Source organism: Lutibacter sp., assembly GCF_046055765.1.
Classification (GTDB): domain Bacteria; phylum Bacteroidota; class Bacteroidia; order Flavobacteriales; family Flavobacteriaceae; genus Lutibacter.
In genome coordinates, this window is the sequence record NZ_JASFZF010000081.1 from 10,310 (window position 1) to 33,836 (window position 23,527).

The following is a 23,527-nucleotide window of genomic DNA, read 5'->3' on the forward strand; positions in this document are numbered from 1 at the left end:
TTTTAAAATTCAGTATTCAGAAGATCGCCTGTAAGTTGCAACAATTTTAATTCGGTATTTTTGGCATCGTACTTTGCTGAATTTAGATTTGATTGTGCATTTAAAAGATTTACTTGTGCTTGCCTAAATTCAATGGATGTAATTTGCCCTAATTTAAATTGTTCTTCTGTTCTAGAGAAATTTCGTTTGTTGGTTTCTACATTTTTTTCTTGTGTTTGAAATATAAATAATTTAGTTTTATATTCTTCCCAAGCATTATTAAAATCACGTGTTATTTCTAGTTCTTTTTGCTGTTTAGATAATTGTTGTATATCATAATTAATTTTTGCATTTTGAATTTGAGTTCTAGTACGACCACTATTAAATAAATCCCATTTAAAGTTAAAACCTGTTGATAAACCTGTATTTGTTGATTCAAGTAAAAAAGAAGCCGAGTTATTGTTACTCTTAGACCAACCATATGTGGTAGTTAAACCAATAGTTGGTAAATACCCAGATTTATTTGCTTTAAGTTGAAAACTACTTATTTCTATGCCTCTTTGAATTTGAAGTAAGCTTACATTGTTAGTTTTTACTTGTCCAAATAACTCTTGTTTGTTTAATTTTGTTAGGAAATTTACTTGTGTATCCACATAAAAATTTGGATTTTCTTTTTTTCCTAAGACAACATACAAATCTCGTTTAGCATTTAATAATAATTGGTTGGTGTTTAGTAAAGCAATGCTATCATTATTAACATCAACTTCGGCGTTTAGAATAAATAATTTAGTATTTTGTCCATATTCAAATTGATAGTTTACTCTTGTTAAGCGATCTTTAGAAATTTTTAGACTTTGAGTTAAGAGTGCTACATTTTCAGTTAATAAAGCTACTTTGTAATATACAGTAAATAATTGTAGAAGTGTTTTTTCAATTGTTTCTCTAGCTTGTAATTCAGTTAGGTTATATTGTTCTTTTAGTTGTTTATAGTTATAAAGTCTGCCTAATCCATCGAATAGCGTATAATTTAAATTTAAAGAAGCATTGAATCTATTACTTTTTGCACCTTTTAGTATGCTAACTTCATTATTTGCAAATATAGCTTCCGTATTATCTTTATTATATGTAGCTCCTGCATTTCCGGTTAGTGTAGGTAAGTATCCAGAATTTAAAATACTTTTATTGTTTTTAGCTATTTTAAGATTACTATCAGCAATTTTAATGCCGTAATTATTTTCTAAAGCTAAATTAATAGCATCTTCTTTACTCAGTTTTTCTTGAGCAAAACTTACTGAAATACTAAGTAAAAATAGTAGTGTTATTTTATTAATATAATTCATCTTTATTACTTTTTAATTCAATAATTGCTCTTTCTACTTCTTCTTTAGTAACTTCTTTACCCGTAATCAACCATTTAAAAAATACTTTGATAGAGTTTGATAAAGACAATAATAATGGTAGCATAATTAAGGTTAAAACAGTAGCTATACCAATTCCATAAGAAATGGATACTGCCATAGGTTGTAAAAATTGTGCTTGTCTACTTTTTTCCATAAGCAAAGGAGCTAAACCTGCAATAGTTGTTAAAGAAGTTAGCACAATTGGCCTAAATCTTGATATTGCTGCCTGTATTAAAGCGTCATCATATTTTAGTCCTTGTTTTAAGTTTCTATTAAATTTTTCTATCAGTACTAGACCATCGTTTACCATGATTCCAATTAAAGCTATAATTCCAAGCCAAGAAAGAATATTTATAGGAAAATCATGAATCCAGTGTCCCCAAATAACACCAATTAAACTAAAAGGTATCATTAATAATAGGAGTAAAGGTTGGTCATAAGATCTAAATGTAAAAGCAATTACGATGTAAATAAGTGCTAAAATTGAAAGACCAACTTTTGTTACAGAATCTGTCGTTTTTTTCATCTCTCTATTTTGCCCTTCAAAAACTGCTGTAACAGTAGGGTATTTTGATGAAATTTTGGGCATAACTATGGTTTTAAGTTCCTCTAAAATGTCTGTTGCGCTTTCTTTTGGAGAACTTAAATCTGCAGTAATTTGGATTTCTCGCTGACTGCTTAAGTGATTGATTACCACATCTCCACGTTTTATCTCATAAGTTGCTATTTCAGAAAAAGGAACATTATGGTTTGAAGGTGTAGTAATCCACATATCCTCCAAATTTTTAATGGATGATCTATCTTCTTTTTTATAACGTACCCAAACTTTAATTTCATCTTGTCCACGCTGAAAACGTTGTGTTTGTAATCCGAAAAAACCTGAACGGACTTGGCTCATAACTGTTTGTAAATTTAAGCCCAACAAATACGCATTGTCTTTTAATTTAATTTGAATTTCTTTAATACCTGCAGGGTCATTATCTGAAATATCTTTTAATTCTGATTTACTAGCCAGTATTTCTTTTAATTCCAATTTTGCAGCTTTTAATTCTTCAATATTATTACTTAGTAATGAAACTGCAACTGGACTTCCTCCAAAATTACCTCCAGATCCAAATGTTAAACTTTCAACCCCATGTATTTTCCCAACTTTATCTCTAATGGCATTAGTAATTTCTGGTGATGAAAAATCACGTGCTTCTCCAGGTAGTAAGTTTATAGTTAAACTTCCATTAGAAGTACCAGGACCTATCCTTTTAATTATATTTTGAACTATAGGTTCATTTCCGATTTGTTTTTTTGAAAACTCATCATTTATTTGCCATGCAACACTTTCAATTTTTGAAATAATAGAATCTGTAATCATTTCATTCGTTCCTTGAAGCATTTTTAAGTTAATAGAAATTTTATCACTTGCTATTGATGGGAAAAATGAAGTTTTTACAATTCCCCCGCCTAATGCACCAATACTAGCTATAAGTAGTGCAACTGGAATTGCAAATCCTAATATTCTATGTTTAAAAAAGAATTTTAAATAGGGTGCAAACCAATTATCTCTAGCATAAAACAGTACTTTTTCGGCTAGTTGGTTTACATTAAAAAAGAAGGTGTTTAATTTATTTCTTTTTTTGGTTTTTCGTTCTAATGCTTTAGAATGAGCAATATGAGCAGGTAATATTATTAAAGCCTCAATAAGTGAAACGGTTAACGTTAACATTACAATTAAGGATACTTCACTAAAAAAATTTCCAATTCTACCATCTAAAAAGAAAAATGTAGAAAATGCAATAATTGTTGTGAGTATTGCAGAAACTATTGGTGGAATTACCTCTAATGTACCGTCAATTGCAGCTTGAATTGGTGTTTTTCCTTTTTCGTAGTGATGATAGATATTTTCACCAATAACAATACCGTCATCTACTAAAATACCAATTACAATAATCATTCCAAATAAAGAAAGGACATTAATTGTAATTCCAAGTTGTGCTGCAAAAATAAACATACCAAAAAAGGCAACTGGAATCCCAAAAGCAACCCAAAAAGCTAAACGAATATTTAAAAATAATGCTAAGAAGAAAAGCACTAATAAAACACCCATCACTGCATTTTTTACAAGTAACTTTGTGCGTTGGTTTAAGGCAACGGAGTTGTCACTTGAAACATCTATTTGAACATTATCTTGTTGTTGATTAAATTTTTGAATGTACTCCTTTACCTTATCAGCTGTTGAAATTAAATCTTCACTATTAGTATTATTAACAGTAATATTTATTGATTTTTTACCATTAAAATATAATCTATCAGGATTTTCAGACCAAGTATCTGAAACATCGGCAATATCACTAAGTCTAATGATAGTACCTCCAGCTTCAGCTCTTACAACTAAATTAAGGAGCTCATTACCATAATAGCTTTTATTTCTTGCTCTAATTAAGTAGTCTTCATCGGTTGTTTTTATATTACCTCCAGAAATTAATAAATTGGTTTTACTCACTGCATTTGCTACTTCAGTAAAAGATAAATTATAAGCTCTTAAATCATTTTCACGAACTGCAATTTCAATTTCTTGATCAGGAAATCCAGAAAGAAGTACTTGTGAAATACCATCTATATTTCTTAAATCATTTTCTACTTTTCTTGCGTACTCTTTTAAAGTTGCCAAAGAAATTCCATCACCACTTATTGAAAAACTAATGGTTGGTCTCATTGTTTCAATTTTAGCAATTATAGGGGGTTCCATGCCTGAAGGAAAGGAGGGAACTCTATCTACCGCATTTTTTACATCTGATAATACAACATCAATGTTTTTACCTTTTATTGTTTCAATATTAATACTTGCAGAATTTTCTCTTGAAACGGATGTAACACGATCAACACCAACAATTCCTTTTAAATTATCTTCAATTTTTAAAACAATCCCTTCTTCCATTTCTTCAGGAGAAGCACCTGGATACGCTATACTTATTGAAATATTTTGAGATTCAGTGAGAGGAAAATAGGATGATTTCATGGATAATGCTCCAGCCAATCCAAATGCGAAAAAAGCAAGTATAAATATATTTACAGCAACAGGAAATTTTATGAAATAGGATATTATCTTTTTCATTATTGTTTTTTATTTTCAGTTGAAACCTTAACGAGCATACCAGGGTATGAACCAGGAACAGGTTTTGATAATAATACAGTCTTATTAGTTAGCCCTTTAACTACAACCATATGTTGGTTTTCAAAAACAATATTTACATTTACTAAATCTAAAACAGTATCTTTTACTACATAAAGTTTTGAGTTATCAATCAATAAATTTCTAGAAACTTCAAAAGCATTTTCTTCAGCTTTGGCTTGTAATTCAACCGCTAAGTATTGGCCTTCTTTTAAATCTTTTCCACTAACTTGAATAAAAACTTTAATAGTTTGTGTTTGTGAATCAACTTTTCCATTAATTCTAATTACTTTTCCTTGCCAAGTTTTTGTTTGTTCTAAATTGTACAATTTAACTTGTTTGCCAATTTGTAATAAATCTCTAAATTCAGATTTCACCGAAACACCTATTTCATAGATTAAAGGGTTTATAAATTCACCTAATTTTTGGCCAACTCTAATTAAAGTCCCAGGGTTTACTAAAGATTCAGTTAGTATTCCATTAAAAGGCGCTCTTAAACTATATTTATTTAATTTAACTTCTAAATTTTTTACATTGTAGTAAGCTGTTGTAATTCCACGGCCTGAAATAAAGAATTTTTCTTTATCTGAAGTTGTTTCAGGAAGTTTATCAATTCCTTTGGTAGTATCAAAACGTTGTAAATAATTTTGCCATTTAGTGTATTCGTTAGGGTAATCTAATTTAATGTCAGGCATAATAGCTGTAATTGTATTGAACAAGTTACTTTTTTGTATTTGTAAATTTGTATAAAACTCATCGCTATTAATTTTTATAATAGTTTCTCCTTTATGATAAGAAACACCTTGTTTAAACTCTTTTGAAGTGTTTTGCAGCACACCTTGAACTTCAGCATAGATTTCTATTTTATTTTTGGCAACCAAATTACCATTAGTGCTTATAACTAAAGGAATACTTTTATTAGTTACAGTTTCAGTAAAAACTGTTTTAACAATTTTTTCAATCTTTTGTTTAGGTTTTTTTTTGTTATTAATTAAATATTTTGCTAAAAATATTGCTCCTGCTAAAAGGAGTACTGATAGTACAATTGATATGATTTTTCTCATTTTATCTTTTGGTAAGTTAGCGAACTAATTTAGTTGATTTTTTTATAAACCGTTGCAAATATAACTATTGAATTAAAATAGAGCACTTTTTTGTATAGTTAAAGTTTTAATAAATTTATAAAAGAAAAGAGACTGTAAAATTCACAGTCTCTTTTTCATTATAATTAACAAAATTCAAATAATTTTATTGAGGGTTTAATGAATTGTAGGTTATGGGGGTTGAATTATTTGTATAAACTTCAACTTCTAATAAATTATTTATGTATTCAAAATTTAAAAGTTGAGGTAATTTTTCTATAGAGGGATTTATAGAACCAATAAATTGATTATTGTTTAATAGTAAAGTTTCTAATTTAATAAGGTTACTTATTTCAGAAGGAATTTCTCCATCAAAGGAGTTATTAGCTAAAACAAGTTCTTCTAAATTAGTTAGTTTTCCTATTTCAGAAGGAATAACACCAAACATTGAGTTATCAAATAAACTTAAGGTTTTTAAGCTTTTTAAATTTTTAATATTTGTTGAAATTAAACCAGTTAACTTATTACTACTGATATGTAAAATTTTTAATTCTTTTAAATTATATATAGATTCAGGTAAGTAACCACTAATTAAGTTGTTAAATAGTACTAATTCTTTTAGGTTAGTTAAGTTTCCAATAGTAGAAGGGATTGTACCTTCTATCTGGTTCATAAATAATTGAATGGTTTCTAAAGATTTAATGGTGGTCATTTCAGGAGGAATTACACCACTAATTTTATTAAAACCTAAATTTAAATGTTTTATAAATTTTAAATTACCAATTGTAGCAGGTAATAATCCATTTAAATTATTCATACTTAAGTTAATTTCTGTAACTGTATTATTTTCTACAGTTATTCCATACCAAGTATTTGGAGCATCACTTAAATTCCAACGAGTATTCCAATTATCACCATTGGTAGATTTATATAAATCGATTAAGGCATTTTTTTCAATAGTTGAAATTTGCGAAAAAGCAAATGGCGACACTACCATAAAAAATAATAATATTACTGTTGCTTTTTTCATAATCTTAGGGTTGAATTTAAAAATTCCTATGGCTAAATTAAGTAAATATTATTAAATACACAAATAAATATGACTATTTATTATAAAAAACACACCATTTGTTTAATAAAAATGACTTTTTGTGCTTCTTTAATGAATATTAGTTGAAATGTTAATTACTGTAAAACAACATTAATAAATGTTATATATTTGTTTAAACATTTAAGAAAATATATTTTATGAAGCTAGATATTTTAGCAATAGGAGCTCATCCAGATGATGTTGAGTTAGGTTGTGGGGCAACAATAGCAAAAGAAATTTCTTTAGGCAAAAAAGTAGGGATATTAGATCTAACTAGAGGAGAATTAGGAACAAGAGGCTCTGCTGAAATTAGAGGTATTGAGGCTACAAATGCGGCAAAAATTTTAAATGTTTCTGTTAGAGAAAATTTATCTTTTGCAGATGGATTCTTTTTGAATGATAAAAAACATCAGCTTGAAATTATAAAAATTATAAGAAAATATAAACCAACTATAGTATTATGCAATGCTATTGATGATAGACATATTGATCATCCAAAAGGAAGTAACGTAGCTTCTGATGCCTGTTTTTTATCGGGATTAATGAAAATTGAAACTGAATTTAAGGGTAAAAACCAAGAAGCTTGGCGACCAAAACAAGTATATCATTACATACAATGGAAAAATATAACACCAGATTTTGTTATAGATGTTACTGGTTTTATTGAAACTAAGTTAAAAGCTGTGAAAGCATATAGTTCTCAGTTTTATAATCCTAATAGTAATGAGCGTAGTTCTCCAATAACAAGTAAAAACTTTTTAGATAGTATTGAATATAGAGCTCAAGATTTGGGTAGATTGATAGGGACAGAACACGCAGAAGGCTTTACAACAGAGCGTTATGTAGCTGTAAAATCTTTTGATAATTTAATATGAAAAAATGTTTGCAAAAAATAAGAAATGTTTTACATTTGCAACCTCTTATAAATGGTGATTGTAGCTCAGCTGGTTAGAGCGCCGGATTGTGGTTCCGGAGGTCGCCGGTTCGAAACCGGTCTTTCACCCAAAATTAAAGGTCTGATGTTTCAGACCTTTTTTTGTTTGTTACTTTTTTTATGAAATATTTCACATAAATTTTAAATTATTGTAATATTTTAGCCATTCAAATTTAAGGTTAAATCAAATGAAAAATTTAGTATACATACTTACGTTTATAATTACAACTACTGCAATTGCTCAAACTACAAATTCTATAACTTTAGAAAAGCAAAAATTAAAACAAGCATTGGCTTATGGTGATAATGCTGTTGCGGCTAACAGTATGTTTTCTATAATTAGTATGGAAGGGCCTCAAAGTACCTATAAGGATAGTTTAGCATATTTATATTTTAAGGGTAGAAATTATGTTTCTTGTTTTCTAGTTCTTAATGATATTTTAAAAAATAAACCTGATAATTTGGAGTTTATAGAAATGCAAGCAATCTCTTTGGAATCAATGGGAGCTATAAAAAAAGCAAGTGAATCTTATAAAACACTTTTATCTAAAACTAATAATAATTATCACGCATATAAATTAGCAAGTTTACAATTGGCATTAAAAAAGTTTGAAGAAGCGTATATTTCTGTGAAAAAAGCCAATCAGTTACCTGATAACGCAACTATAGAAGTTACTTTTCAAGTAAATAAAAATTACAATCAAAATGTGAAGTTAAAACCTGCAATAGCTTATTTAGAAGGAATTATAGCTATGAATTTAAAAAAGGATAACGAAGCAAAACTTAGTTTTGAAGCGGCTTTAAAATTATTTCCAGATTTTGTACTAGCTAAAGGAAAATTAGAATCTTTAAATACTAAAAAAGAATAACAATAAAATTGTTGTTGTAGTGACGCACTGTTTCGTCATTTTCAACTTGATTGGGAATTTATTAAAATGGAGTGCTCAATAAAATTCAAAAGTAACAGAACTGCATAAATACTACAATTACCTTTGGTGTTGTTGTAGTTATTATTGCTTTTTTATAGTTCACCGTTGTAAGCTATAAAAGCACCTTGTCAATTATTTTCCCTTAATAAATAAATTTTTTACCGTAGTAAATTATCAGTTATTATTCAACTAAACAACCTGTTATTGCGAATGTAGTGAAGCAATCTGCAACATTGAAACTTTTTTTTTATGAGATTACCACGTCATTATTGTTCCTCGCAACGACTTATTTTACAGTTAAAAGGCGTTAAGGATAGTAGTGGTATCCTTTTTAGTAGGCAACTGCTAAAAAAGATATAACGAATAGCCTGACCCGTTAGGGGAACGTCAAAAAACAAGTAGTACAATATTAAAGAAGTTTTTCGGCTAAATAAGGTGCAGTATATGATTCTTTATTATTTATAAGTTCTTCAGGCGTTCCTTGAAAAATAAGTGAACCACCAAGTTTACCGCCTTCTTTCCCTAAATCGATAATATAATCGGCGCATTTAATTAATTCAATGTTATGTTCTATAACAATTATTGAATGTCCATTTTTTATTAATGCATTAAACGAATCTAACAATTTTTTAATATCGTGAAAATGTAGTCCAGTTGTTGGCTCATCAAAAATGAATAAAGATTTACTTTGTCGAGTTCCTTTCACTAAAAATGAAGCTAATTTTATACGTTGTGCTTCGCCACCAGATAGTGTTGAAGAAGATTGACCCAATGTAACATACCCTAAACCAACATCTTGCAGGGGTTGTAGTTTTTTTACAATTTTAAGTTCTCTATGCTTTGTAAAAAAAGAAATTGCATCATCTATTGTGCTGTTTAATAAGTCGTTTATAGATGTATGATGAAATTTAACTTCTAATACTTCTTTCTTAAATCGTTTACCTTTACAAGTTTCACATTCTAAATGCACATCAGCCATAAATTGCATTTCAATAGTAACTTCTCCTTCACCTTTACAAACTTCGCATCTACCACCTTCAACATTAAATGAAAAATGTTTTGGTTGATAGTTTCTAATTTTCGATAATTTTTCTGAAGCAAATAAAGCCCTAATATCATCATAAGCTTTTATGTAAGTTACCGGATTAGACCTGCTTGAGCGACCAATAGGGTTTTGATTTATAAATTCTATATGTTCAATTGCTGAAGTATTTCCTTTAAGTTCGGTAAATTGTCCCACTTTTTCACCGTAGCCACCAATTATCTTTTGCATTGCTGGATACAATATTTTACTTACAAGCGTACTTTTTCCGCTTCCCGAAACCCCAGTTACAACCGTTAAACTATTTAAAGGAAAAGTAGCGTTTATGTTTTTTAGGTTATTTTCACGAGCTCCAATAATTTCAATACTATTTTTAGTTTTTCTTCTTGTTTTGGGTACTTCAATTTTTAGCTGATTGTTTAAATATTTAGCCGTTAGTGAATCAGATTTTAAAATTTCTTTAAAATTTCCTTCAGCAACAATTTCTCCGCCAAAAGTACCTGCTTCTGGACCAATATCAATAATAACATCAGCTGCTTTCATAATGTCTTCATCATGTTCAACTACAATTACGGTATTTCCTAAATCGCGTAAATCTTTCAAAACTTTTATTAGGCGTTCAGTGTCTTTTGGATGTAAACCAATGCTTGGTTCATCTAAAATATACATAGAGCCAACCAAACTACTTCCTAAAGAAGTTGCTAAGTTAATTCGCTGACTTTCACCACCTGATAAAGTATTTGATGTTCTGTTTAAGGTTAAATAACTTAAGCCAACATTGGTTAAAAATACCAATCGACTGTTAATTTCTACTAGCAAGCGTTTTGCAATATTTTTGTCAGAAGTATTTAATTTTAAGTTTTTAAAGAAATCACTTAATTCATTTAATGGCACATCAACTAATTCACTAATATTTTTATTATTAATTTTAACATTGCTAGTTTCTTGTCTTAATCGTTTGCCATTGCAAGTAGTACATTTTGTTTTTCCTCTATAACGAGAAAGCATAACTCTATACTGTATTTTATAACTTTTTTCTTCTAAATGTTTAAAAAATTGATGTAATCCTTCAAATGATGAGTTTCCATCCCAAATTAATTGTTTTTGAATTTTAGAGAGTTGAAACCAAGGTTTGTGAATTGGAATATCGAATTGATAAGCGTTGTTAACAAGGTTATTTTTAAAGGATGAAAATGAATCTGATTTCCACGGTAAAATAGCATCTTCATAAATAGATAAAGACGTATTTGGAATTACTAAATCTTTATCAATACCAATAATATTTCCGTAGCCTTCACAAGTTGGACAAGCGCCGTACGGATTGTTAAAACTAAATAAATGAGTGTTTGGCTCTAAAAATTGTATGCCATCTAATTCAAATTTATTATTGAAGTTTGTTTGTTTATTTGTTTTTAAATTTTCGATAATACAAGCTCCCGAACCTTCAAAAAATGCAGTTTGAATGGCATCTCCTAAACGGTTGTAAAAATCTTCATCATTTTTCACTATAATTCTGTCAACTACTAAATAAAAATTGTGATCAATTTCGGAAGTTATTTCTTCAATTCTAAGCACATCACCTTTGTATTTAATTCTTGAATAACCTTGTTGTGCTAAAATTTTTAAAGTCTGTAAAACATTTCTTTTTTCGGGAATATGAACCGGTGAAAGCAATAAAAGTTTATTGTTTAGGTCTAAAGTTTTTATAAAATTTAGAACATCTGAAACAGTATGCTTTTTAACTTCTTTCCCTGAAATAGGAGAGTAAGTTTTACCTATTCGAGCAAATAATAATTTTAAATAATCATAAATTTCTGTAGAAGTTCCAACAGTTGAACGTGGATTTACAGAGTTTACTTTTTGCTCAATTGCAATTGCAGGTGCAATCCCTTTTATATAATCAACTTTTGGTTTATGAAGCCTTCCTAAAAACTGACGAGCATATGACGATAAACTTTCTACATACCTGCGTTGTCCTTCAGCAAATAATGTATCAAAAGCTAAACTGGATTTTCCAGAACCAGAAAGACCTGTAATTACAACTAATTTGTTTCTTGGGATAGCAACATCAATATTTTTTAAATTGTGAAGTTTAGCTCCTTTAATAAGAATATTTTCTTTTGGATTAAGTGTTGCTATATTTTTTGTCATTTTTTGTTAAAAAGTAAATAAATGCAAAGATAATCACAAAAAATGAAAATTTAAACATAGGATTCATCATTTAAATTAAAATTAGATTTTTCATTAGATTAGAAAAAATATAAATAAATTAATTTTGTTTAATTTAGTTGGAATTTTAAAATAAATACCTCATATTTGACAAACAATTAAACATAAAAACGCCTATACAACAATTTTACTTTTTATAAATTTTAAATAAATACAAATCATTTAACCCCTAAATGTATTTACAATTATGGAGAGTAAACAAACTACTGATGGCGTATTAGTCAGCAATTACATTAACGGAAATGAAAAATCTTTAGAGATTTTAGTAATTCGTCATAAACAACGAATTTTCAGCTTTATTTTATCAAAAGTTTTAGATAAAGAAATAGCTGAAGATATTTTTCAGGATACCTTTATTAAGGTTATAAATACTTTAAAACGCGGAAAATATAATGAAGAAGGTAAATTTTTACCTTGGACTATGAGAATAGCACATAATTTAATTATTGATCATTTTAGACGTAATAAAAGAATTCCTAAATTTAATAATACTGATGAGTTTGATATTTTTGATGTATTAAGTGATGAAATGTTATCTGTTGAAAATCAAATAATTAAAGAGCAGATATTAGGAGATGTAAGAAATTTGGTATATGAATTACCTGAAGATCAAAAGGAAGTTTTAATAATGCGTATGTATAAAGATATGAGTTTTAAAGAAATAGCTGAAAATACAGATGTAAGTATTAATACTGCACTAGGAAGAATGCGTTATGCACTTATAAATTTGAGAAAATTAATAGAAAAACATCATATTGTTTTAGTAAATTAAAAGAGGTTGCAATAAAAGTGAAAAGTCTTCGTTTATATAGTATAAACCAATTATATATGATGAAACTTTACTTTGAAAAGACTCCTTTATTGGAGCAACCTCGAAACGAAATAATTCAATATTTGCTTAACTATTCTAGGCAATTAAAAGTAGTTAAAACCAACAAAAACAACTATATTGAATTACATTTGAATTAATGTTCTTTTGAAAACCCACTTTTAACCAAAAGTGGGTTTTTTATGTTAAAATAGATTTTCTTCCAATTGTTTTAGTAATAATATCTTTTTCTAAATTCCAACCTCTTGCAGGTGAATATTCTCGTCCGTAAAAAATTATTTGTAGGTGTAATTTATTCCATAAACTTTCTGGAAATAAACGCTTTGCATCTTTTTCAGTTTGAGTTACGTTTTTTCCATTAGTTAAATTCCATCGATACATTAAACGGTGTATATGTGTATCTACAGGAAATGCAGGAATTCCAAAGGCTTGGCTCATAACCACACTTGCAGTTTTGTGCCCAACGGCTGGTAATTCTTCTAAATCCTCATAACTTTGTGGTACTTTTCCATGGTGTTTCTCAATTAGTATTTCTGAAAGTCCATAAATTCCCTTAGATTTCATTGGTGAAAGGCCTGCAGGTTTAATTATTTCTCTAATTTCCTCAACAGTAAGTTTAACCATATCATAAGGATTATCTGCTTTAGCAAATAAGAGTGGTGTTATTTTATTCACACCTTTATCAGTACTTTGTGCAGATAATAAAACTGCAATTAATAAGGTGTAAGGATCTTTATGAACTAGTGGTATTGGTGTTTCAGGATATATGTTTTCAAGTGTATTAATAACAAATTGAACTCTTTCTTGTTTTGTCATTTTTGAAATTTAGTTGTAAAGTTTAAAGGTATAAAAGTATAAAAGTACGAAAGTTTGCAAGCAGTATGTTTTTAATTGTTTAATTTTTCAATATTTTAATGAATTATATCATATTTACTTTTAACTTTCCATTTTAAACTTTTAAACGAAAAAGAATGACAACATTAAAAGCAGGTGATAAATCACCAAATTTTGAAGCATTAGACCAAGAAGGAAATACGATAAAGCTTTCTGATTATAAAGGAAAAAAGTTAGTATTGTTCTTTTATCCAAAAGCTAGTACACCTGGTTGTACAGTGGAAGCTTGTAATTTGCGAGATAATTATCAGTCGTTTTTAGCAAAAGGATACGATGTTCTCGGTGTTAGTTCAGATTCTGCAAAGCGTCAACAAAATTTTATAAATAAAAATGAATTACCTTTTCCGTTATTAGCTGATGAAGATAAAGTTGTTATTAATGCTTTTGGTGTTTGGGGACCTAAAAAGTTTATGGGACGTGAATATGATGGAATTCATAGAGCAACCTTTGTAATTGATGAAACTGGTGTTTTAGAAGATGTAATTACAAAAGTTAAAACGAAGGAACATACAAGTCAAATTTTAAAGTAATTTAAAACTTCATGTCCATTTTTATATTGAGGACACGTTGTGTCATAAAATTTGGAATACCATAAAATTGTTTTGAATATACATCACGAACCCAAGTGTTTGTGATAGAATTTTGAACATCGAACATATTAAATATTTCAAATCCTACTGAAAATTCTTTCAGGTTACTTTTCCAACCACTTTTATATTGATTTTTAGCATCGGTAAAAACATAAGAAATTCCAATATCTGCTCTTTTATAGGCATTTAGTCTATTTTGATATTCGTATGGATCTGTATAAGAAGGTGAACCACCAGGAACACCCGTATTAAATACTAAATTTAAATACATTTTAATATTTGGAATATTTGGTACATAATCTTGAAATAACATTCCAAACTTAAAGCGTTGATCAGTTGGACGAGAAATGTAACCTCTATTTTCGCTATTTTCTTCAGTTTTTAAGAAACCAACACTTATCCAACTTTCAGTTCCGGGTACAAATTCACCATTTAATCTAATATCTACACCAGTAGCATAAGCTGTTGCATTGTTATTGGCTGCATATCTAATTTTTACATTATCAACCGTATAAGTGTTTACATTGCTTAAATTTTTAAAATATATTTCTGAAACTAATTTAAAAGGCCTTTCCCATAAACCGAAACTATAATCGTTTCCTAAAACAAGATGAATAGATTTTTGAGTATCAACAGTTGGAATAACAATTCCTTCAGAATTTCTTAATTCTTTGTAAAAAGGTGGCTGATTGTACATTCCTGCTGAAATTCTAAACAACATATCTTTTTCCCAATCTGGTTTTATCGCAAACTGACCACGAACGCTATATATAATTTGATTGGTAGTTTTTGAAGCATCACTATTTACATTCCAGTTATGTGAGCGTACGCCTAAATTATACCAAACTTTATGATTGTTCCACTCACTATTTTTACTGTATTGAGCAAACCAAATGAATCGATCTATAATTACCTTATTTTTTGCTTGTATGCTTTGAAATGGAAGTATTTCTCCTGTAAATGGTTCATACGGTTGATTATTTGAAATATGATGTGGTGGTCGAACACTAAACCCAACAGAATCAATTACTTCCCATTCATTAATTCGGTCTTTAATGTCTTCTTTTTGATATTTAATACCAAAATCTATTTGATGATTCTCTTTTTTATAAGTTCCTTTTAATTCGGCATTTGCGATTAAAGCATCAATATCATTTCTTGCATGGCTCAATTGAGAACCAATTCCTTCAGAAAATTTAACATCACCAAAATCAGCCGATCCAAAGTCGTTATTTACTTCACCTAAATTATAACTGGCTAAAATATCGTAATATTCTTCTTCTATTGTGTGATAAGCAGATGTTGTTAAACTTATGTTTAAGTTTTTATTTACAAGGTAACTACCTTTTAAAGCTCCAAAAGCAGTTTCAAATTTATCTTTTTCTTGTCCATCATAAAATACAATTAATTCTAAAGGATTAGAAACAGTACCAAACTTTGTTCTTCTTGTAATAGGAGTGTACTTATAATTATTAATAGAAAAAGTCCCTAAAAAATCTATTTTTAAACGTGGGTTTACGGTGTATGATAAAAATGTTTGTGCATCAGTAAAATTTGGATTGGCGGTAGTCTCAACATCTTTGCTATTGATAAACAGACTATTATCTCTATATCGAACACCTAAAATAGCACTTAATTTATTGTTGAGCATTGTTCCTTCAATAGTTACACTTCCTCCTAATAAACTAGCATTTATAGTAGTGGCGAGTTCTTTTGGAGTTCTGTAAGTGATATCTAAAACGGAAGAAAGTTTATCTCCGTATTTGGCTTGAAATCCTCCAGCTGAAAATTTTACATTTTGAACCATTGCTGAATTCACAAAACTTAAACCTTCTTGTTGTCCAGAGCGTACTAAAAAAGGACGGTACACTTCAATTCCATTTACATATACCAAATTTTCATCAAAATTTCCACCACGTACATTGTATTGTGTACTTAATTCGTTGTTATTGTTTACACCAGGTAGCGTCATTAATATATTTTCAACGCCATTATTTGCACCAGGAATTTTTGTAGCATTCGCGGGGTTTATTTGAATAAAACCTTGTGCTTCTTTTTTATTATTTTTTACAACAACTTCATTAATTTCTTCAATTTTTGAGTGTAAGATAGGTGAGAATCTATAAGTTCTATTTTTGGGGATGGTTACAATTTTAGAAAATTTAGTATATGAAATATGTCTAAAAACCACTTTAATTTCAATATCTCCGGGCACGGTTAATTGAAATTCACCTTTATTATTAGTTGTAGTACCGTTGTTTAAATAAGATACAGCAACACCTTCAATGGGTTCTTTATCAGTATTTTTTACAATTCCTATGATTACAGAATTTTGAGCTACTATTGTTGTTGTAACAATTAAAAATAAAATAAGGGTGACTATTTTTAACATAGAATTTTTATTTTTTTCTGAAAAAAGTTGCATTTAACGTATTTGTATTACCAACGTTATCAGTTACTACAACTTTTAAATTGTGTTTTACGGAAGTAAATGTTTTATCGCTAAAATTATAGGTTAAAATGCCATTTTTAACATTGTACTCCAATAATATCCATTCACCGTCTATTTCTCCTCTGAATGATTTAATACCTGATTCATCATCAGAAATTTTAATTTTTAATTTTTTAAAATAGGTAAGCCATTGTTCATTTTTAAAATTATGTAAGTTTACTTTAGGTTTTTTTAAATCATTTAACAAAATAAAATTTCCCAACTTTTTTGTTGAAGTATAAAATGTGGTTTCTTTTTTTACCGTTTTTTCATAAGAAGTTTTTCCTTTGGTATTAATTGAAGCAATATACAATTGTTTTTTTTCAACTTTAGAGTATTTAGAAACATCAAAAGTAAGTGTGTACTTTTTATTTAAAGGAACAGTTGGTGTGTGAACTTTTACAATGGAATCTTTTACTTCAAAATCTAAGTAGAAATTGTTATAAAAAGTATTTTTAGGAAATGCTACTGTTATTCCGTTAGCATTAAATTTATTAAACAAAGACCTATTAATTTTATAGTTGGTAATTTTTGGAGTATTTGTTACTAAAATTGTATCTTTTTTTCCAACAATTGGAATGGTAACTTTTTGTTGATTTCCTTCAAAATCTTTGGCAATTATTTCTACGGTATAGTTTAATCCATCTTTTATTGTTAAATAGCCATTATTTAGAGATTTATGATACAAGCTAAGTTTGTTAGATGGTTCAATAAAACATTTTTGAATACGTTGTTTTGATTTAGCAAAACGCTCATAATCAATTAATAAGTTAATATATTTGCTTTCAGAAAATGAAAAAGAAGCGGCTTCAAATTCGTGAACTTTTTCTCCGTTAACAATCATGCTTAAATTGTACAATCCATTTTTATTATAGGCACCATCAAGTTGGTCGTATGCATTTATTCCAAAGCCAATTTTTCCAAGTGCTTTTATTTTTTGAGCTTGTAATTCTCCATTTTTCAACTTAATTAATGAAATTTTAGTTGGAATACCAATACCATTTATTTGAGAGTTGTTGTCCAAAGGATAACCAATTAAAGTATTAATTCTAGGTTTTTTAGAATCTGATACTTGAATGCCAAAAAGCATTGGATTAATTGGTTTTTCAGTTTTAGTATTGCGTATTTCGAAGTGTAAATGTGGGCCAACAAATCCACCAGTACTACCACTTAAAGCAATAACATCGTTTTTTTTAATAGCTAATGTTTCCGAAGAAGGAAATACTTGTATTTCAAAACTTTCTTTTTTGTATTGTTGCTTTTTTATATACGCTTCAATTTGGGCATTAAATTTTTGTAAATGTGCATAAACAGTTGTAAAACCATTAGGGTGCTTTATATAAAGCGCTTTACCGTAACCCCATTGAGATATTTTTATTCGTGAAATATATCCATCAGCAGCAGCAAATACATTTAAACCTTCCTTTTGCTGAGTTTTCAAATCTAAACCCGCATGAAAATGATTAGATCGAAGTTCACCAAAAGTACCAGATAAAACTAATGGAATATCAAGAGGATTTTGAAAGTAATTTACTGGGTATAGTGTGTGTAAAGTAGCGTCTCCTTGACTAAATGCCAAAAAATTACAAAGAAGAATACAACTATATAGTAGGTTTTTCACAAATTTTATTTTAATGCTAAAATACTAAATAATATGAATTTTAAAATTTAAATAAACACTCAATTAGTGCTAAAACTTAAAGTTTTCCATAAAATAAAATAAAACAGTTGTTAAATTCCTCTACTAACACTAACTTTGTAATATATAGTTTGTATTCTTTAGGTATATGAGTCAAATAACAGCAATTGTTAATTTAGTGGAAGATAAACTTAAAACACTTTTAGAAAATTATAATTTTTTAAAAGAAGAAAATGAGTTATTACACAATAAAATAACATTTTTAGAAAATCAAATAACTGAGGAAAAGCAATTATTTAATGAAATTGAAAAAAAATATCAAACATTGAAAATTGCTAAAACTATAGAAGGCAGTAAGGAAGATAGAAGAGAAACAAAACTTAAAATAAATGCTTTAATTCGTGAAGTTGATGTTTGTATCAATCAGTTAAGCGAGTAAGATCTTTAAAATGGTGGAATCTTTAAAAATAAAAGTAACTATTGCAGGTAGAGTGTACCCAATGCGGATAAAAAATGAAAACGAGGAAGAAGGTATGCGAAAAGCTGCACATGAAATAAATAAACTAGTTGCTAAGTTTGAAGAGAATTATGCAGTAAGTGATAAGCAAGATGTATTAGCAATGTGCGCCTTACAATTTGCATCATTAATTGAAATAAACGCCATTAATAAAGATGAAGAATTAATTGAAGCAACAGAAAAAATTAATAAATTAGGTGTTTTAATTGATGAACATTTAAAAAAATAAGTTCTTTAAAATAAAAATAATAATAATACTGCCTACATTAGTTATTGTTTGTTAAACTCAACATTATACCTTTATGAAGGGTGAGTCTTAATTGTAAAAGCAAGCCGTCTTTGAATGGATCCTTGACCAGTTAGTTAGCCTTAATCTTGTTTTAAAGGAGTTTTCAAAACCTTTCTGATGTAGGCTTTTTATATATAAATTTGAATTATGATAGAATATATACTACCAATTATAGTTGGTATCGCCATAGGATTAGCTATCGGCTATATTGTTGCAAAATATTTAGAAAAAACAAAAGCAACAAAAATTTTAAGAAATACTAAAAGAGAAGCAACATCCATGCTTAAAGAAGCTAGGATTGAAGCTGAGATTCTTAAAAAAGATAAAATATTACAAGCAAAAGAGAAATTTATTGAATTAAAATCTGAACATGAAAAAGTAATTTTTGGACGTGATAAAAAAATAGCTGAAGCTGAAAAGCGTGTGCGAGATAAAGAATCACAAGTTTCACAGTTGCTAGATAAAAACAAAAAACTAAATATTGAGGTTGATTCAAAAATTGAAGATTATGATAAAAAGACAACCTATTTAGAACGTAGAAATGATGAAGTAGATAAATTACATAGAAAGCAAGTTGAAAATTTGGAAGTTATTTCTGGATTATCAGCTGAAGATGCAAAAAAAGAATTAGTAACTTCATTAAAAGAAGAAGCAAAATCTGACGCAATGGCTCATATTCAAGACACCATTGAAGAAGCAAAACTAACAGCACAACAAGAAGCGCGTAAAGTAATTTTAAACACCATACAAAGAGTTGGTGTTGAGCAAACTGTTGAAAATTGTGTTTCGGTTTTTAATATTGAATCTGATGATGTAAAAGGTAGAATAATAGGTAGAGAAGGTCGTAATATAAGAGCTTTGGAAGCCGAAACGGGTGTTGAAATTATTGTTGATGATACGCCTGAAGCAATAATACTATCTTGCTTTGATCCTGTTCGTAGAGAAATTGCACGTTTAGCATTACATAAATTAGTTACAGATGGACGTATACATCCAGCACGTATTGAAGAAGTTGTAAAAAAGACTGAAAAACAATTACAGCAAGAAATTATTGATGTTGGTAAACGAACTGTAATTGAATTAGGTATTCATGGATTACATCCAGAATTAATTAAAATTATTGGTAGAATGAAATATCGTTCTTCTTATGGGCAAAACTTATTACAACACTCACGTGAAGTAGCTAATCTTTGTGGTTTAATGGCTGCAGAACTTGGTTTAAATGCAAAATTAGCTAAAAGAGCAGGTTTATTACATGATATTGGAAAAGTACCTGAATCAGAAAGTGAATTGCCTCATGCATTATTAGGTATGGAATGGGCTAAAAAATATAATGAAAATGCTGAAATTTGTAATGCAATAGGTGCCCACCATGATGAAATTGAAATGACTACTTTAATTGCGCCAATAGTGCAAGTTTGTGATGCTATTTCAGGTGCTAGACCTGGAGCTCGTCGTCAAGTTTTAGATTCGTATATTCAACGTTTAAAAGATTTAGAAGATATTGCATTTGGATTTAGCGGTGTACAAAAAGCTTATGCAATCCAAGCGGGTAGAGAATTACGTGTGATAGTTGAAAGTGATAAAGTAAGTGATGCAAAAGCAGGTGAACTCTCATTCAGTATCTCTCAAAAAATACAGAATGATATGACGTATCCAGGTCAGGTTCGTGTAACAGTAATTAGAGAAACGAGAGTCGTTAATATTGCAAAATAATTAACTTAATAGGCTAAAATATATTTAAAAAAAATCTCGCTTAAGGTGAGATTTTTTATTTTCTTGGATGAAATGTATTTATAACTTTTTTTAAAAAACTTTTATCTAAATGCATATAAATTTCAGTAGTAGTAATGCTTTCATGTCCTAACATTTGTTGAATTGCTCGTAAATCTGCTCCGCGTTCTAATAAATGAGTAGCAAATGAATGTCTAAAAGTATGTGGACTTATTTTCTTTTTTATACCAGTTTTTATAGCTAAATTTTTAATAATAGTAAAAATCATGACTCGAGATAAGTTTTTACCACGTCTATTTAAAAATACAGTATCTTCAAAACCTTTTTGAACTTCAATATGGTTTCTTATCGTTGTTATATATTGCTTAATATATTTTTGAGTTTGTATATTAATGGGTACAAAACGTTGTTTATTTCCTTTCCCAAGGACACGAATAAATCCTTCATCAAAAAATAAATCGGAGAGTTGTAATTGAGTAAGTTCAGAAACTCTTAAACCACAACTATAAAGTGTCTCTAAAATTGTTCTGTTACGTTCTCCTTGAGGTTCACTTAAATCTATTGAGTTTATAAGTAAATCAATTTCTTCAATAGATAAAGTGTCTGGTAATTTTCTTCCTATTTTTGGCGCTTCAATTAAATCGGTAGGATTATCTTTTCTAAATTCTTCAAAAATTAAATAATCAAAAAAATTACGAATACCTGAAATTAATCTAGCTTGTGAGCGTGCATTAATTTTTTTAGAAATAGTGTAAATAAATTGTTGTATTATTTCTTCAGTAATCGTAATTGGGGTAGTAGTAATTTGATTTTCTTCCAGATATGAAATTAACTTCTTTACATCTAGTGTATAGCTTTCAATTGAGTTTTTTGCTAACCCTTTTTCTATTTTCAAATAGAATTGATAATCTTGTAAAATTAAAAGCCATTTCATATGTTTAAATTTTATTTTTTTGTGGTAACATATGTTGTTCGCTATTAATCATTTCGGTGTCTTTCAAAATTTGTAGTGCTCGTTTCATTTGATAAAAATAAGGTTTATATTTACACTTTAATATGTAATTTATGAAAATACTTATTCTAAACGGACCTAATTTAAATTTATTAGGAAGGCGTGAGCCTTCAATTTATGGCAATTTAACTTTTGATGAATTTTTTGATTCATTGAAAAAGAAATATACAAACATAGAATTGCAATACTACCAAAGTAATGTTGAAGGGGAAATAATTAATAAATTACATGAAGTTGGGTTTAGTTTTGATGGTGTTATTTTAAATGCTGGTGCCTACACACACACTTCTGTTGCTATTGGAGATGCCATTAAAGGTATTGAAACATCTGTTATTGAGGTACACATTTCTAATATACAAGCACGAGAGAATTTTAGGCATATTTCATATATTGCTCCTAATGCAAAAGGTATAATTGCTGGTTTTGGTTTACAAAGTTACGAGTTAGCGATACAAAGTTTTTTATAATTTTAAATGGGGCATTAGCTCAGTTGGCTAGAGCGTTTGGCTGGCAGCCAAAAGGTCATCGGTTCGACTCCGATATGCTCCACAAATTAAAACTTCTCAAAAACACCCAATCCAAACAATGCAAAATCATATTTCACAGGATCATTTTTATCCATTTTTCTCAAGCTAGTATCTAATTCAGTTAATGCTTTGGCATCATTTTGTTTGCGTGATAACAAACCTAATTTTCGTGCTACATTACCAGAGTGAACATCTAACGGACAAGAAAGTTGAGTAGGAGAGAGGCTTTTCCAAATACCAAAATCTACACCACTTGAATCATTTCGTACCATCCAACGTAAAAACATGTTGATACGTTTTGCTGCTGAATTTTTTAATGGATCTGAAATGTGTTTTTTAGTACGTTCTAAATGTGGAATTTCAAAAAATATTTTTTTAAAATGATGAATAGATTCTTGTGTAGAATTTTTAGTAGCGTGGGTAGAAAATACACTTTCCAATCCATTATGATGAGTGTAAATATGATTAAGTGCTTTAATAAAATAAGTTAAATCTTTGCTATTAAAAGTTCTATGAACAAAATCTTCAAAACTATCTAAATGATGAGGTTTATAATTTAAAACAAAATCGTAAGGTGAATTCCCCATTAATTCCATCATTTTATGGGCATTTTTTATAATAGATTTTCTATTTCCCCAAGCAATGGTGGCAGTAAGAAACCCTGATATTTCAATATCCTCTTTTAAAGAATATTGATGAGGAATTTGTATAGGATCACTTTCAATAAACTTTGGATTGTTGTATTGCAACACCTTAGTATCAAGAAATTCTTTGAGTTCTTTTTGATTCAACTTTAATTTTTTGTTGGAAAGTTACAATTTTTATTAATAAATTTATACTTTGTTAATTGACAGAATAGATATGTTTTTTCACTATTTTTTATAAATAAATAAACCTTCACACTAGAGCAACATACCTTGCTCAGTTGTAATAGGTGGCGGTTTGATTTAATTATTTCCTCTAACGGGTTGCAATGCTAGATTTTGGACTATTATTTTTAATTTTTTTACTATAAATAAGCTTCTATTAAGATGGGTTTTATATTTCTTTAGTTAATCTTAAATTATTAGAGTACCTTTGCAAACGGATTATATATCTTTTGATATCAATCAATTTCTATCATTTTTGTTGGTGAGCCTTAAAATAATCTACAAAGG

At 28.6% G+C, this 23,527-nt stretch carries 18 protein-coding genes, 2 tRNA genes and 1 other RNA gene; 11 read left to right on the forward strand and 10 right to left on the reverse strand.

From position 1 onward, the window contains the following. Positions 1-2: 2 nt before the first annotated feature. The 4 genes from QM495_RS08285 to QM495_RS08300 form a co-directional block, all read right to left on the reverse strand. Entirely contained in the window at positions 3-1,319 is a 1,317-nt protein-coding gene (locus tag QM495_RS08285) for a TolC family protein (protein ID WP_408671638.1), read from the reverse strand. Beyond that, a complete protein-coding gene (locus QM495_RS08290; protein ID WP_408671639.1) occupies positions 1,306-4,485 on the reverse strand; it encodes an efflux RND transporter permease subunit in 3,180 nt (1,059 codons plus the stop codon). Before QM495_RS08290 ends, QM495_RS08285 begins: the two co-directional genes overlap by 14 nt. Next, positions 4,485-5,606: an efflux RND transporter periplasmic adaptor subunit gene (locus QM495_RS08295; RefSeq protein ID WP_408671640.1), complete on the reverse strand. Its 1,122-nt coding sequence runs from the start codon at positions 5,604-5,606 to the stop codon at positions 4,485-4,487. The genes QM495_RS08290 and QM495_RS08295 overlap by 1 nt, the downstream gene beginning before the upstream one ends. Positions 5,607-5,790: 184 nt before the next feature. Next, positions 5,791-6,654, reverse strand: a complete 864-nt coding sequence (locus tag QM495_RS08300; protein WP_408671641.1) for a Two component regulator three Y domain protein — start codon at positions 6,652-6,654, stop codon at positions 5,791-5,793. Positions 6,655-6,872: 218 nt separating this feature from the next. On the opposite strand from QM495_RS08300, the gene bshB1 reads away from it, so the two are divergent. The 3 genes from bshB1 to QM495_RS08315 all read left to right on the forward strand — a co-directional run bounded on the left by bshB1 (position 6,873) and on the right by QM495_RS08315 (position 8,517). Continuing rightward, a complete protein-coding gene (gene bshB1, locus QM495_RS08305; protein ID WP_408671642.1) occupies positions 6,873-7,589 on the forward strand; it encodes a bacillithiol biosynthesis deacetylase BshB1 in 717 nt (238 codons plus the stop codon). Between the two features lie 53 nt (positions 7,590-7,642). Further along, positions 7,643-7,718 (forward strand) — tRNA-His (locus QM495_RS08310). Positions 7,719-7,836: 118 nt separating this feature from the next. Beyond that, the gene (locus QM495_RS08315; protein ID WP_408671643.1) at positions 7,837-8,517 is read left to right on the forward strand and encodes a tetratricopeptide repeat protein; all 681 of its coding nucleotides are present in this window, start codon (positions 7,837-7,839) and stop codon (positions 8,515-8,517) included. 469 nt (positions 8,518-8,986) lie between these two features. Here the strand turns inward: QM495_RS08315 and uvrA are convergent, their stop codons facing one another. Beyond that, positions 8,987-11,770, reverse strand: coding sequence for an excinuclease ABC subunit UvrA (gene uvrA / locus QM495_RS08320; protein WP_408671644.1), 2,784 nt, complete (start codon positions 11,768-11,770; stop codon positions 8,987-8,989). A 265-nt stretch (positions 11,771-12,035) separates the two neighbouring features. Here uvrA and QM495_RS08325 point away from each other — a divergent pair, with 265 nt between their 5' ends. Next, complete coding sequence (locus QM495_RS08325) at positions 12,036-12,620, forward strand: RNA polymerase sigma factor (protein WP_408671645.1); 585 nt, start codon at positions 12,036-12,038, stop codon at positions 12,618-12,620. Between the two features lie 237 nt (positions 12,621-12,857). Here the strand turns inward: QM495_RS08325 and nth are convergent, their stop codons facing one another. Next, complete coding sequence (gene nth / locus QM495_RS08330) at positions 12,858-13,493, reverse strand: endonuclease III domain-containing protein (protein WP_408671646.1); 636 nt, start codon at positions 13,491-13,493, stop codon at positions 12,858-12,860. Positions 13,494-13,648: 155 nt separating this feature from the next. On the opposite strand from nth, the gene bcp reads away from it, so the two are divergent. After that, positions 13,649-14,101, forward strand: a complete 453-nt coding sequence (gene bcp, locus QM495_RS08335) for a thioredoxin-dependent thiol peroxidase (protein WP_408671647.1) — start codon at positions 13,649-13,651, stop codon at positions 14,099-14,101. Between the two features lies 1 nt (position 14,102). Here the strand turns inward: bcp and QM495_RS08340 are convergent, their stop codons facing one another. Together QM495_RS08340 and QM495_RS08345 are read right to left on the reverse strand one after the other, a co-directional pair. Beyond that, entirely contained in the window at positions 14,103-16,586 is a 2,484-nt protein-coding gene (locus tag QM495_RS08340) for a carboxypeptidase-like regulatory domain-containing protein (RefSeq protein WP_408671648.1), read from the reverse strand. Continuing rightward, complete coding sequence (locus tag QM495_RS08345; RefSeq protein ID WP_408671649.1) at positions 16,561-18,273, reverse strand: M23 family metallopeptidase; 1,713 nt, start codon at positions 18,271-18,273, stop codon at positions 16,561-16,563. The genes QM495_RS08340 and QM495_RS08345 overlap by 26 nt, the downstream gene beginning before the upstream one ends. Positions 18,274-18,439: 166 nt before the next feature. On the opposite strand from QM495_RS08345, the gene QM495_RS08350 reads away from it, so the two are divergent. From QM495_RS08350 to rny, 4 genes are all read left to right on the forward strand, one after another. Next, positions 18,440-18,730 carry a hypothetical protein gene (locus tag QM495_RS08350; RefSeq protein WP_408671650.1) on the forward strand — a complete coding sequence of 97 codons (291 nt, stop codon included), beginning with the start codon at positions 18,440-18,442 and terminating at the stop codon, positions 18,728-18,730. Positions 18,731-18,740: 10 nt separating this feature from the next. Next, positions 18,741-19,037 (forward strand): cell division protein ZapA, encoded by a 297-nt coding sequence (locus QM495_RS08355; protein WP_408671651.1) that lies wholly within the window; start codon positions 18,741-18,743, stop codon positions 19,035-19,037. A gap of 55 nt (positions 19,038-19,092) precedes the next feature. Continuing rightward, positions 19,093-19,200, forward strand: a non-coding RNA gene (gene ssrS, locus QM495_RS08360) — 6S RNA. A gap of 44 nt (positions 19,201-19,244) precedes the next feature. Further along, positions 19,245-20,813: a ribonuclease Y gene (gene rny / locus QM495_RS08365; RefSeq protein ID WP_408671652.1), complete on the forward strand. Its 1,569-nt coding sequence runs from the start codon at positions 19,245-19,247 to the stop codon at positions 20,811-20,813. A 55-nt stretch (positions 20,814-20,868) separates the two neighbouring features. On the opposite strand, the gene xerD is transcribed toward rny, so the two are convergent. Further along, positions 20,869-21,765 (reverse strand): site-specific tyrosine recombinase XerD, encoded by an 897-nt coding sequence (gene xerD / locus QM495_RS08370; protein WP_408671653.1) that lies wholly within the window; start codon positions 21,763-21,765, stop codon positions 20,869-20,871. A 131-nt stretch (positions 21,766-21,896) separates the two neighbouring features. On the opposite strand from xerD, the gene aroQ reads away from it, so the two are divergent. Together aroQ and QM495_RS08380 are read left to right on the forward strand one after the other, a co-directional pair. Beyond that, positions 21,897-22,310, forward strand: coding sequence for a type II 3-dehydroquinate dehydratase (aroQ, locus tag QM495_RS08375; protein WP_408671654.1), 414 nt, complete (start codon positions 21,897-21,899; stop codon positions 22,308-22,310). Between the two features lie 8 nt (positions 22,311-22,318). Beyond that, positions 22,319-22,392: transfer RNA gene (locus QM495_RS08380), tRNA-Ala, on the forward strand. 4 nt (positions 22,393-22,396) lie between these two features. On the opposite strand, the gene QM495_RS08385 is transcribed toward QM495_RS08380, so the two are convergent. Beyond that, positions 22,397-23,161: a TIGR02757 family protein gene (locus tag QM495_RS08385; RefSeq protein WP_408671655.1), complete on the reverse strand. Its 765-nt coding sequence runs from the start codon at positions 23,159-23,161 to the stop codon at positions 22,397-22,399. Positions 23,162-23,527 lie beyond the last annotated feature (366 nt).

Excerpts from the sequence above, each read along its gene's own strand:
- QM495_RS08355 (WP_408671651.1), top strand. The coding sequence starts at position 18,741 with ATGGTGGAATCTTTAAAAATAAAAGTAACTATTGCAGGTAGAGTGTAC.
- QM495_RS08295 (WP_408671640.1), bottom strand. The coding sequence starts at position 5,606 with ATGAGAAAAATCATATCAATTGTACTATCAGTACTCCTTTTAGCAGGA.
- QM495_RS08350 (WP_408671650.1), top strand. The coding sequence starts at position 18,440 with ATGAGTCAAATAACAGCAATTGTTAATTTAGTGGAAGATAAACTTAAA.
- QM495_RS08315 (WP_408671643.1), top strand. The coding sequence starts at position 7,837 with ATGAAAAATTTAGTATACATACTTACGTTTATAATTACAACTACTGCA.
- nth (WP_408671646.1), bottom strand. The coding sequence starts at position 13,493 with ATGACAAAACAAGAAAGAGTTCAATTTGTTATTAATACACTTGAAAAC.
- rny (WP_408671652.1), top strand. The coding sequence starts at position 19,245 with ATGATAGAATATATACTACCAATTATAGTTGGTATCGCCATAGGATTA.
- QM495_RS08340 (WP_408671648.1), bottom strand. The coding sequence starts at position 16,586 with ATGCAACTTTTTTCAGAAAAAAATAAAAATTCTATGTTAAAAATAGTC.
- bshB1 (WP_408671642.1), top strand. The coding sequence starts at position 6,873 with ATGAAGCTAGATATTTTAGCAATAGGAGCTCATCCAGATGATGTTGAG.
- uvrA (WP_408671644.1), bottom strand. The coding sequence starts at position 11,770 with ATGACAAAAAATATAGCAACACTTAATCCAAAAGAAAATATTCTTATT.
- xerD (WP_408671653.1), bottom strand. The coding sequence starts at position 21,765 with ATGAAATGGCTTTTAATTTTACAAGATTATCAATTCTATTTGAAAATA.
- bcp (WP_408671647.1), top strand. The coding sequence starts at position 13,649 with ATGACAACATTAAAAGCAGGTGATAAATCACCAAATTTTGAAGCATTA.
- QM495_RS08290 (WP_408671639.1), bottom strand. The coding sequence starts at position 4,485 with ATGAAAAAGATAATATCCTATTTCATAAAATTTCCTGTTGCTGTAAAT.
- aroQ (WP_408671654.1), top strand. The coding sequence starts at position 21,897 with ATGAAAATACTTATTCTAAACGGACCTAATTTAAATTTATTAGGAAGG.
- QM495_RS08285 (WP_408671638.1), bottom strand. The coding sequence starts at position 1,319 with ATGAATTATATTAATAAAATAACACTACTATTTTTACTTAGTATTTCA.
- QM495_RS08325 (WP_408671645.1), top strand. The coding sequence starts at position 12,036 with ATGGAGAGTAAACAAACTACTGATGGCGTATTAGTCAGCAATTACATT.
- QM495_RS08300 (WP_408671641.1), bottom strand. The coding sequence starts at position 6,654 with ATGAAAAAAGCAACAGTAATATTATTATTTTTTATGGTAGTGTCGCCA.